At 63.4% G+C, this 9,600-nt stretch carries 12 protein-coding genes; 7 read left to right on the top strand and 5 right to left on the bottom strand.

Features of this window, described 5'->3' with window-relative positions:
* Positions 1–158 precede the first annotated feature (158 nt).
* Complete coding sequence (gene cysS, locus FJW06_RS24075; protein ID WP_140755189.1) at positions 159–1,610, bottom strand: cysteine--tRNA ligase; 1,452 nt, start codon at positions 1,608–1,610, stop codon at positions 159–161.
* 392 nt (positions 1,611–2,002) lie between these two features.
* Here cysS and FJW06_RS24070 point away from each other — a divergent pair, with 392 nt between their 5' ends.
* Positions 2,003–2,158 carry a hypothetical protein gene (locus FJW06_RS24070; protein WP_140755187.1) on the top strand — a complete coding sequence of 52 codons (156 nt, stop codon included), beginning with the start codon at positions 2,003–2,005 and terminating at the stop codon, positions 2,156–2,158.
* A gap of 112 nt (positions 2,159–2,270) precedes the next feature.
* Here FJW06_RS24070 and FJW06_RS24065 read toward each other — a convergent pair whose 3' ends face one another.
* The gene (locus FJW06_RS24065) at positions 2,271–3,032 is read right to left on the bottom strand and encodes an SOS response-associated peptidase (RefSeq protein WP_140755185.1); all 762 of its coding nucleotides are present in this window, start codon (positions 3,030–3,032) and stop codon (positions 2,271–2,273) included.
* 118 nt (positions 3,033–3,150) lie between these two features.
* Between FJW06_RS24065 and FJW06_RS24060 the strand changes: the two genes are divergently transcribed.
* From FJW06_RS24060 to FJW06_RS24045, 4 genes are all read left to right on the top strand, one after another.
* Positions 3,151–3,576, top strand: a complete 426-nt coding sequence (locus FJW06_RS24060; RefSeq protein ID WP_140755183.1) for an NUDIX hydrolase — start codon at positions 3,151–3,153, stop codon at positions 3,574–3,576.
* Positions 3,577–3,647: 71 nt separating this feature from the next.
* The gene (locus FJW06_RS24055; protein WP_140755197.1) at positions 3,648–4,025 is read left to right on the top strand and encodes a TIGR02301 family protein; all 378 of its coding nucleotides are present in this window, start codon (positions 3,648–3,650) and stop codon (positions 4,023–4,025) included.
* A 354-nt stretch (positions 4,026–4,379) separates the two neighbouring features.
* Positions 4,380–4,637 carry a hypothetical protein gene (locus FJW06_RS24050; protein WP_140755181.1) on the top strand — a complete coding sequence of 86 codons (258 nt, stop codon included), beginning with the start codon at positions 4,380–4,382 and terminating at the stop codon, positions 4,635–4,637.
* Positions 4,638–4,766: 129 nt separating this feature from the next.
* Complete coding sequence (locus tag FJW06_RS24045) at positions 4,767–5,558, top strand: hypothetical protein (protein WP_181178532.1); 792 nt, start codon at positions 4,767–4,769, stop codon at positions 5,556–5,558.
* 9 nt (positions 5,559–5,567) lie between these two features.
* On the opposite strand, the gene FJW06_RS24040 is transcribed toward FJW06_RS24045, so the two are convergent.
* From FJW06_RS24040 to FJW06_RS24030, 3 genes are all read right to left on the bottom strand, one after another.
* Positions 5,568–6,281 (bottom strand): nucleotidyl transferase AbiEii/AbiGii toxin family protein, encoded by a 714-nt coding sequence (locus tag FJW06_RS24040; RefSeq protein WP_140755179.1) that lies wholly within the window; start codon positions 6,279–6,281, stop codon positions 5,568–5,570.
* A 67-nt stretch (positions 6,282–6,348) separates the two neighbouring features.
* Complete coding sequence (locus tag FJW06_RS24035; protein WP_140755177.1) at positions 6,349–6,573, bottom strand: hypothetical protein; 225 nt, start codon at positions 6,571–6,573, stop codon at positions 6,349–6,351.
* 51 nt (positions 6,574–6,624) lie between these two features.
* A complete protein-coding gene (locus FJW06_RS24030; RefSeq protein ID WP_140755175.1) occupies positions 6,625–7,956 on the bottom strand; it encodes a dihydroorotase in 1,332 nt (443 codons plus the stop codon).
* 84 nt (positions 7,957–8,040) lie between these two features.
* On the opposite strand from FJW06_RS24030, the gene FJW06_RS24025 reads away from it, so the two are divergent.
* Positions 8,041–8,904 (top strand): folate-binding protein YgfZ, encoded by an 864-nt coding sequence (locus tag FJW06_RS24025; RefSeq protein WP_140755173.1) that lies wholly within the window; start codon positions 8,041–8,043, stop codon positions 8,902–8,904.
* Positions 8,904–9,542, top strand: a complete 639-nt coding sequence (locus tag FJW06_RS24020) for an HD family hydrolase (protein WP_140755171.1) — start codon at positions 8,904–8,906, stop codon at positions 9,540–9,542. Before FJW06_RS24025 ends, FJW06_RS24020 begins: the two co-directional genes overlap by 1 nt.
* Positions 9,543–9,600: the final 58 nt, after the last annotated feature.

The raw sequence follows: 9,600 nt of genomic DNA, 5'->3' as shown, positions 1-9,600 counted from the left end.
TCGCAAGCAAAATGCGAAGAGCCAACTGGAGCAGAGACTTCTTCTATGAGCTCTTTACTCATATGCGATAGCCCTGCCCTTGAGGGGGAGATGGCCGGCAGGCCAGAGGGGGGCGCCTCGCGCCGTCCTCTCAAGTCCTGTCTCGCTGGCATCAGCCCTCACCTTTTGAACTCCCACGTCGTCACGCGCTGCCCAGTGGAAGGGTCCTTGCCGTCCTTCAGTTGCACGCCCTGCACCAGCAACTCGTCGCGGATGCGATCGGCCTCGGCCCAGTTCTTGGCCGCGATCAGCGCCAGACGATCCGCGATTGCCTTTGCCACCGCCGTCTCGTCCACCTTGGCCGCGCCCGTATCGAAGCCGAGGAAGGCCAGCGCTGCCTTCAGCGAAGCGGCTGCGCCATTCCCGACCTCGCCGCCGGCATCGACCGCTTCGCCTGCGAGCTGCGTCAGCCGCTGGAAGGCAGTGTAGGTGGCGAGATCGTCGGAGAGCGCTTCCACCACCTCGGCCGGTAATTCTTTTGCCGCCACAGGCGCGAGGTCGGCGGCGCGCTTCCATTTGCGCAGCGTGTTTTCGGCTTCCTCCAGCTTGCGCACGGAGAAGTCGATCGGCTCGCGGTAATGCGTCATCAGCATCGCCAGCCTCAGCACCTCGCCCGGCCAGGTGCGGCCGCCGAACGTCTCGGTCTCCAGCAGCTCATGGATGGAGAAGAAATTGCCGAGGCTCTTCGACATCTTCTGGCCCTCGACCTGCAGGAAGCCGTTGTGCATCCACACATTGGCCATGACTTTGGTGCCATGGGCGCAGCGCGACTGGGCGATCTCGTTCTCGTGGTGCGGGAAGATCAGGTCGAGGCCGCCGCCATGGATGTCGAAGACCTCGCCGAGATAGGCGGCCGACATGGCCGAGCATTCGATGTGCCAGCCGGGCCGGCCCCTGCCCCACGGGCTCTCCCAGCCGGGCTCTTCGGGGCTCGACAGTTTCCACAGCACGAAATCGCCGGGGTTCTTCTTGTGCGCGTCGACGGCGATGCGCACCCCGGCCTGCTGTTCGTCGAGATTGCGCTTCGACAATTCGCCGTAGTCCGGCATCGAGGCGGTGTCGAACAGCACCTCGCCGCCGGCGACATAGGCGTGGCCGCGCTCGATCAGTTGCGCAATCAGGGACAGCATGTCGGCCTTGCCATCGGCGCGGGGCGCGACGAACTCCGTCGCCCTTGGCTCGTAGGTCGGCTCAAGGCAGCCAAGGGCCGCGACGTCCTTGTGGTATTGGTCGGCGGTCTTTTCGGTGACCTTGCGGATGGCGTCGTTGAGCGAGAGCTTTCCGGCCGCGATCTCACCGCCGAAATCGCGCAGCGCCCGGGCATTTATCTTGTCGTCGACATCCGTGATGTTGCGCACATACGTGACGTGGCTTTCACCGTAGAGATGGCGCAACAGACGGAAAAGCACGTCGAAGACGATCGCCGGACGCGCATTGCCGATATGGGCAAAGTCGTAGACGGTCGGGCCGCAGACATACATGCGCAGGTTCAACGGATCGATCGGGACGAAAGGTCCCTTCGTCCGCGTTAGCGTGTTGTAGAGGTTGAGGCCCTTCGATGCGTCAGCCATGCGGTCCCGGTCCTTAACTTGTGTTTGCCGGAACCAGCTTCGCGCCGAAGGCACAAATCAGGCTCCAGCCTGCTGGCCGGGGCGTTTTTCCGATCTGGGGAAAGATGAGGCGAAAACGTCCGGACCAGCGCGAGGCTAGCCAATAATGCAAATGCCACAAATGGCGAAAGACGTTTTCATGGGCGGCTTTATCGCGCCGGGAGGTGTTGCCGTCAAGTCGCTCGCATTAGGAAAGATGTCGTTGGATCACAGGTAAAAACAAGCCGAAACATTTTATTAAACATGTCGGCACAGTGATGAAACATTCGCCGGCTAGACCGCCAGGGTGTCACGATTTGGTCGGAATCAGCAGCCAAACGCTGAACACGGAACCGTTACCAGGGAAGAGAATCATGGCTCGCAGCAAGCAGGAACAGAACCGACAAACGCAGCCGGCTCTCGCCAGCCACTACCGCGCGATCGGCCCGGCGGCCATCGTGGCCGCCCTTCTCCACACCGCGAAGAAGAAGAAGCCCGCGCAGAAGATCGTCTCGCCGCGCGCTGCCTGAAAAGGCACGACCGGCATGATCCCCGACGACGGGGACGCCGGCAATGAGGGGCGCCAAAGAGCGCCCTGGAGAGGAAGGCCCCAAAGCAGCCTTTCGAGGCATGCAGCCTTCGCTAGAACAAGCTCATCTGGTTTTCGTCCGCGCCAGGCTTCTGGCGTCCCGGCTTTTCGGCTTTTGGCGAGACGATGCCGCGCTCCTGGATCTCCGGCCCGGTGTTGGCGACCTTGTTGACCAGGTCTGAAACCGGAATCGCCTCGAAGAAATCGGGTTCCGCGGGCCTCAGCAGATCGAGCACGTCGCGCGGTTCCTGTGTGCGGCAATCGAGCCAGCGGGCGAAGTCGGGCTCGTCGATGACCACCGGCATGCGGTCGTGGATATGGGCGATGCCGGCATTGGCCTCGGTCGTGATGATCGCGCCGGTATCCATCTCCGAGCCGCCCGGCTCGGAGTAAGTCTCGATCAGACCGGCGAAGGCGACCACGCCGCCGCGCCGCGGGCGGATCCAGTAGGGCTGACCCTTGGCCGAGCCCGACTGCTGCCACTCGTAGAAGCCCGATGCCGGCACAAGAGCGCGGCGGTGGCGCATGGCGGTCTTGAAGGAGGCTTTCTGCAACACGCCTTCGGCGCGAGCGTTGATGAGCAGCGGAAACGCTTTGGTGTCCTCGACCCAGGCCGGAATCAGGCCCCAGCGCACCAGCATCGCCTGGCGGTCGGGCAGATTCGAGCCGGGTTCCCGCGCCGGGCCGGCAAGCGCCATCAGCACCGGCTGCGTTGGCGCGATGTTGTAGCGCGCCGGAAATTCCTCCAGTTCGGCAAGGCCGAGAAAGGCTGCGGTCTGGTCCGGCGTGGCGGTCAAGGCAAAGCGTCCGCACATGGGATCTGGGCTCATCAATTGACGGGCCATGAAAGTGGCGATGGAACCGCCGCGCCGCAACGGCTAAAGCTGGATTCGCCCAATCGGTCCACAAAAGGCTGCAGAAAGATCGGCACGCATGGAACAGCGCAAGGTCATACCGGCCGTTTCCGTCGCCGTCGTGCGTGGCGGCACCGTGCTTCTGGTCAAGCGTGCGCGGGCGCCATCGCAAGGGCTCTATGCCTATCCCGGCGGCAAGGTCGAGCCGGGCGAAACGCTGGCGGAGGCGGCGGCGCGCGAATTGCTGGAAGAAACCGGGCTCGAGGCGACGGGCTATCGCCCGTTGCACGACATCCATATCGACGGCCAGGCGGAAAACCACGCGGTCGACTATATGCTGACGGTGTTCGGCGCCGCCTATGCCGGCGGCGAGCCCGTAGCAAACGACGACGCCGAGACCGCGGCGTTCTACACGCTGGCGGAGATGGCGGGGATGCCGCTTGCCGGCGAAGTGTTCTCGGTCGCCGAGGAGTTGCTCGGCCCGTCGCAAGGGGCCAGGCGGTGAGCATCCAGAACGGCCTTGCGGACGACAAAATGTTTCGCCACAAAGCCGTGCTCTTTCATCGCAAGGCTCTGATGACCCGCGCTTCCGCTTTTCTCGCCGCGTGCCTCGCTATCAGCGTCGCCGTCGCGGCGCCACCGACGCTCGCCGCTGAGTCGCCTTTCGAGCCTGGGCTGATGCGACTGGCCGAAGTGCTCGGATCGCTGCATTTCCTGCGCAATCTCTGTGGCGAGAAGGGCGACCAGTGGCGGATCCAGATGGAAAAGCTGCTCGAGTCGGAAAATCCCGATCCCGACCGGCGCGCCCGCTTCATCGCCTCGTTCAACCGCGGCTACCGCTCCTTCAGCGGGACCTATACGCAATGCACGCCTTCGGCGACCGAGGCCATCGCCCGCTACATGAAGGAAGGTGAGACGCTGTCGCGCGACATCGCCTCCCGCTACGGGAATTGAGCACGGCTCGGCCGCGGCAAGGTTTTCCGCAGATTTTTTGCGGCAACCGGCGTCGATGTGAGGTGCCTTATTGTCTCCTGTCCCGCTCTGGTGCAATCATGTGTTGCACTTACGCAACAGCGTTAATGAAACGTTAGCGTGCAATTGCGGAATTAACTCAAACTGAAGGTTTTGATGCCGCAAGCCGGTCTAATCGGCTAAGCTCGGCATCGATTGGGGACAGTCTCGCCGACAATGTAGATTTCGACCGCAAAAATGTCGTATTTACAAAGGCTTAAGTGAGGCTGCGGACGAACTGGCAGACCAAGCCGGATCCATCGGTCGGATCGCCGCTTGCAGAAGGTGGACATCGCAATGGAACATGGTGTCAGCGACATCGACGCGTTGGTCAGGGAAGAAAAGCGCCTGACCGCCGTGGAGAGCCACAGCGAAGCCTGGGCGGAAGGCCTGTCGGCTGGCATCGAACCGGAAATCATCGCCGAAGCAGCGCTGGAGACGGCTTTCGGCGAGATGCTGCGCGCCAACGGCGAGACCTCGGCGCTGGCGCTGCTCGACCGCATGCGCGAGAAAGTGATCGCCGGCGTGTTCGAGCCGGAACGGCTGAAGCACTAGTCATCTGTTTGACCGCGACTTTTCGACCGTGACTTTTGACGAGGGCACGCCGTTTGGGCATCATGCCCATGCGCTTGACCATTCAAGGCGCCGCCCGGACCAGGCCGGGTAACAATGGAGAGGCAAGCGGTGAGATTTTCGATGTCAGGCCGGCCGCGCGGGCTGGCCCTCAACATCCTGATCACCGCCTCATACCTGGCGCTGCCTTTGTGCCTCGCCAGCACGCCTTCCTACGCACTGAGCGAGATCCAGCGCGAGGATCTGCCTTCCCCGGTGACGCCGCCCGTCAACAGCGACAGCGCCGCGCCCGGCACGACCGTGCCGGTGCCGGAAGCGCCCGGCTCCAAGCCTTCGGACAGCGGCCAGCCGGCCGACGACACGGACAAGCCGGAGCCGGAAACGCCGCCCGCCAATGGCGGCATCACCAGCCCGCGCGCCGATCCGGACGCACCGCCGCCGGCGGTCGTCTACGACCTCAACACGCTTCCCGAACCGGTCAAGCGCATGCATGGGCTGATCATCGAGGCCTGCAAAAGCGGCGACATCGAGAAGCTGAGGCCGCTGATCGGCAAGGGCGATTCCATGACGCAACTGTCGCTGGGCGACATCGACGGCGACCCTGTCACCTTCCTCAAGGGCCTCTCGGGCGACGGCGACGGCCAGGAGATCCTCGCCATCCTGGAAGAGGTGCTTTCGGCCGGCTATGTGCATGTCGACACCGGCACGCCGCAGGAACTCTATGTCTGGCCGTATTTCTTCGCGCTGCCGCTCGACAAGCTCGATCCCAGGCAGCGCGTCGAATTGTTCAAGCTGGTCACGGCCAGCGACTATGACGACATGAAGCAGTTCGGCGCCTACATCTTCTACCGCGTCGGCATCACGCCGACGGGACAATGGCTGTTCTTCGTCGCGGGAGATTGAGCGGGAAACTTATGTCTTCCCTGCCTCCGGCCAGATGCGAGCCGCTTCCTCTCGCAAGGCCGAGATGGCGTCGGCACCCACCGCAGGATCCATTTGCAAGACCTCGGTTGCGTCGCGCAGTTCGCCTTTGTCCCGGAGCTTGCCGATAACCCAAACGACTTTGCGTTCGACGTCGGGGCCATAGGCGGTTTGCGCCTTGTCGAGGGCCTCAGCCGGGATTTGCCCATAGGCCCTAACCAGCATACCGAGATCGAAAGCATCTCGGTATGCGACTGCGCGATCCTGGCATCGGTCGGCATTCGCCAGCAGCTTCTCGGCAAACATGTCTGCTGGAACGAGCGCCGGTACTCCCAAATCCTCGTCGAATTGACCGCGCAGATCGATGCGCCCCTCCCGGACGACTTCAAACCGGATCGGTTGCCCTTTGAAGCGCACGACGGCCCTAAGCCCATATTGATCGATCTGGAAATCCCGGACGGCTTCGACGGGTTCAGGGAAGAAAGCCCGAACGCCGAGTTCCGAGGCTCGTGTCCGCAGCTCGCGGTAGCCGCTGGCGTCGGCGCAAAGGAAATCCAGATCCAGCGACCTACGATACTCGCCGAGTTTCATGACGATGGCCGTGCCTCCGCCAAACCAGCATTGAGTGGCCGTCAGGAAGTCACGATCCATCAGTCCGAGGGCTTCGGCGATAATCCTGTGTTCCGGTTTTCCGAACGCCTTCATGATCTCTACCCGCAATATTCCTATCGAGCGCAGCGGTAACACGCGTCGAGGATAGAAAGATGGACTATCACGATGTGGTCAGAAGGATACCGTGGCCGAATTCGTCAGCCAACTTCATGATAAGCAGCTTCTCACGTACCGTAAGGCGCTTTTGATCGACAAAGCGCCAGTTGCGCTCGTAAAGCGCAAAGGCCTCTTTCGCGGGAATAGGGCGCGAGACATCGCGGTTCCAGGCGAGGGCCTGGAGCTCGGGGAATTCCGCAGGAATGATCGGGGCAATATTCGCGGTCATAGCGCACACAAGATAATGCAGAGCGCTTAACAAATCCAATTTTTGGCGAGGCTAAGCCGGCAGCGCCTCGGAGAACTCCACCGCCCTGCCCTGGCCGGGCATGACGATCTCGCCTTCCCACATGACGCGCGCGCCGCGCAGGATGGTGCCGACCGGCCAACCCATCACTTGCTTGCCGTCATAGGGCGTCCAGCCGGCCTTGGAGCCGGCCTGGGCGTTGGTGATGGTCTCACGCCGCTTCAGGTCGACGACCGTGAAATCGGCGTCGTAGCCCGCGGCGATGCGGCCTTTCCTGGCCATGCCGAAGATGCGCTGCGGACCGTGGCTGGAAAGGTCGACGAAGCGCTGCAAGGTGAGCCGCCCGGCATTCACATGGTCGAGCATGATCGGCACCAGGGTCTGAACGCCAGTCATGCCGGATGGCGAGCCCGGATAGGTCTTCGCCTTCTCGGCAAGCGTGTGCGGCGCGTGGTCGGAGCCAAGAACATCGACGATGCCTTGCGCAATGCCATGCCAGACGCCGTCGCGGTGGCGGGCGGCGCGGACCGGCGGGTTCATCTGGATCAGCGTGCCAAGTCTGGCGTAGTCATCGGCCGTCAGTGTCAGGTGATGCGGCGTCGCCTCGCAGGTCGCGACATCCTTGTGCTGTTCGAGAAAGACGATCTCCTCGGCCGTCGAGATGTGCAGCACATGGATGCGTGCACGCGTCTGCCTGGCGATGCGCACCAACCGCTCCGTGCAGCGCAGCGCGGCGATTTCGTCGCGCCAGACGGGATGCGACGACGGATCCCCCTCAATGCGCTCGCCGAGCCGTTCGCGCAGGCGGAACTCGTCCTCGGAATGAAAGGCGGAGCGGCGGCGAGTGTTGCGCAGGATCGAAGCGACGCCTTCGTCGTCCTCGACCAGAAGGTCGCCGGTGGACGAGCCCATGAACACTTTTATGCCGGCCGCTCCCGGCAGCCGTTCCAGTTCGCCGACATCGCGAGCATTGTCGCGCGTGCCGCCGACCCAGAAGGCGAAGTCGCAATGCATGCGGTTCGTGGCGCGCCGCACCTTGTCGGCCAGCGCGGCCTCGCTGGTGGTCAAAGGATTGGTGTTCGGCATCTCGAAAACGGCGGTGACGCCGCCCAGCACCGCCGCGCGAGAACCCGTCTCCAGGTCCTCCTTGTGCTCCAGCCCCGGCTCGCGGAAATGCACCTGGCTGTCGATGACGCCCGGCAGGACGTGCAGGCCGGTGCAGTCGATGGTTTCGCCGGCCGAAGCCTGGCCGAGATCGCCGATCCGTGCGATGCGTCCGCCCTGCACGCCGACGTCGCGCCGACCCTCGCCGTCATGGTTGACCACGGTGCCGCCTGTCAGGATGAGGTCGAAGGTGGTTGCCATGGACAGGTCCAATCTCTTGCGGGGGGAGTGTGGTCGGCTTACGTAATGGGCGAACGTTTTGCAAGATCAGGCCGATTTACGCTCATGCCCTTTGCCCGCATCAAAGACCGCGCGCTCATTTCCGTGTCAGGCCCCGATGCCGAGCATTTCCTGCAGAACATCCTCACCACCGATCTCGATACGCTGCAGCCCGGCGAGGCAAAGCCCGGTGCTCTGCTTTCGCCCCAGGGCAAGATCCTGTTCGATTTCCTGATCTCGCGCGCCGGCGACAGCGGCTTCCAGTTCGAATGCCGGGCCGACATCATCGACGATTTCGTGCGCCGGCTGATGCTTTACCGGCTAAGGGCGAAGGCCGAGATTGCCAAGCAGGATCAGGTGCTTGTCACTGTCGCGTGGGGTGATGATTCAACCGTCTCACCTTCCGATTCAAGCGCGCTTGTCGACACGCGGTTCCAAGATATCGCGGTTAGGCGCACTTATGGCGGCGAGGCGCGGGACGGTGGCGATCCGAATGGCTGGCTGAACATGCGCATTGGCTACGGCATTGCAGAAAGCGGCTCCGACTACCAGCTTGGCGACGCCTTCCCGCATGACGTGCTGCTCGACGAGACCGGCGGCGTCGGCTTCAAGAAGGGCTGCTATATCGGCCAGGAAGTGGTCTCACGCATGCAGCATCGCGGCACCGCGCGGCGCCGTGTCCTGATCGCGTCGGCCGATAGCCCCCTGCCCGCGACCGGTACCGAGATCACCGTTGCCAGCCGGCCGGTAGGCGTGCTCGGATCTGTCAGCGGCCGAACCGGTCTTGCGATCGCCCGCATCGACCGCGTCAAGACGGCAGTCGATGCCGGTGAAACCATCATGGCCGGCGACGTTCCTGTGACACTAGCCATTCCCGCCTGGGCGAAATTCTCCTTCCCGCAGGAAGTGGTCAGCGCGGAGGAGGCCTGATGGCGGCCGACCGCGCCGGGGCGCCGCCGCGCGCCTGGCAACGCATGCTTTCGGGGCGGCGGCTCGACCTGCTCGACCCTTCGCCGCTCGACATCGAGATTGCCGACATCGCGCACGGCCTTGCCCGCGTGGCCCGCTGGAACGGCCAGACCCGCGGCGATCACGCCTTCTCCGTCGCGCAGCATTCGCTGCTGGTCGAAGCGCTTTACGGCGAATTGGCGCCCGAGGCCACGGCCGAGGCGCGGCTCGCGGCACTGCTGCACGATGCACCCGAATATGTCATCGGCGACATGATCTCCCCGTTCAAATCGGTGATGGGCGGCTCCTACAAGGACTGCGAATTGCGCCTGCAACGCGCCATCCATCTGCGTTTCTCTCTGCCGGCGGAGCTTAATGCGGCCCTGCGCAAGGACATCAAGCGCGCCGACCAGATCGCCGCCTATTACGAGGCGACGCTGCTGGCCGGCTTCTCGACGGCGGAGGCGACCGAATATTTCGGCCGGCCGCGCGGCTTCTCCGCCGACCGCTTCGACTTCACGCCAAAATCCGTGACTTGGGCGCAAACGGCTTTTCTCAAACGTTTCAAGGCGCTGGAAGCCAGGCGCCAGTCTTCGCTTGTGGTAAATTCAGTCCCATAAGAACGCTAAATTAACCGGCTACCGGGACAGTATTGCTTTCGGTCACGGTCCGAAGGCG

This window comes from Mesorhizobium sp. B4-1-3 (assembly GCF_006439355.1).
Classification (GTDB): Bacteria; Pseudomonadota; Alphaproteobacteria; order Rhizobiales; family Rhizobiaceae; genus Mesorhizobium.
Note: the sequence above shows the minus strand (reverse complement) of the source record. Positions and strands in the feature narration are given on the sequence as shown.

Bases quoted from the DNA above. Each gene is read 5' to 3' on its own strand.
- FJW06_RS24050 (WP_140755181.1), top strand. From the start codon at position 4,380: ATGGAACATGGTGTCAGCGACATCGACGCGTTGGTCAGGGAAGAAAAG.
- FJW06_RS24040 (WP_140755179.1), bottom strand. From the start codon at position 6,281: ATGAAGGCGTTCGGAAAACCGGAACACAGGATTATCGCCGAAGCCCTC.
- FJW06_RS24060 (WP_140755183.1), top strand. From the start codon at position 3,151: ATGGAACAGCGCAAGGTCATACCGGCCGTTTCCGTCGCCGTCGTGCGT.
- cysS (WP_140755189.1), bottom strand. From the start codon at position 1,610: ATGGCTGACGCATCGAAGGGCCTCAACCTCTACAACACGCTAACGCGG.
- FJW06_RS24030 (WP_140755175.1), bottom strand. From the start codon at position 7,956: ATGGCAACCACCTTCGACCTCATCCTGACAGGCGGCACCGTGGTCAAC.
- FJW06_RS24020 (WP_140755171.1), top strand. From the start codon at position 8,904: ATGGCGGCCGACCGCGCCGGGGCGCCGCCGCGCGCCTGGCAACGCATG.
- FJW06_RS24025 (WP_140755173.1), top strand. From the start codon at position 8,041: ATGCCCTTTGCCCGCATCAAAGACCGCGCGCTCATTTCCGTGTCAGGC.
- FJW06_RS24070 (WP_140755187.1), top strand. From the start codon at position 2,003: ATGGCTCGCAGCAAGCAGGAACAGAACCGACAAACGCAGCCGGCTCTC.
- FJW06_RS24065 (WP_140755185.1), bottom strand. From the start codon at position 3,032: ATGTGCGGACGCTTTGCCTTGACCGCCACGCCGGACCAGACCGCAGCC.
- FJW06_RS24055 (WP_140755197.1), top strand. From the start codon at position 3,648: ATGACCCGCGCTTCCGCTTTTCTCGCCGCGTGCCTCGCTATCAGCGTC.
- FJW06_RS24035 (WP_140755177.1), bottom strand. From the start codon at position 6,573: ATGACCGCGAATATTGCCCCGATCATTCCTGCGGAATTCCCCGAGCTC.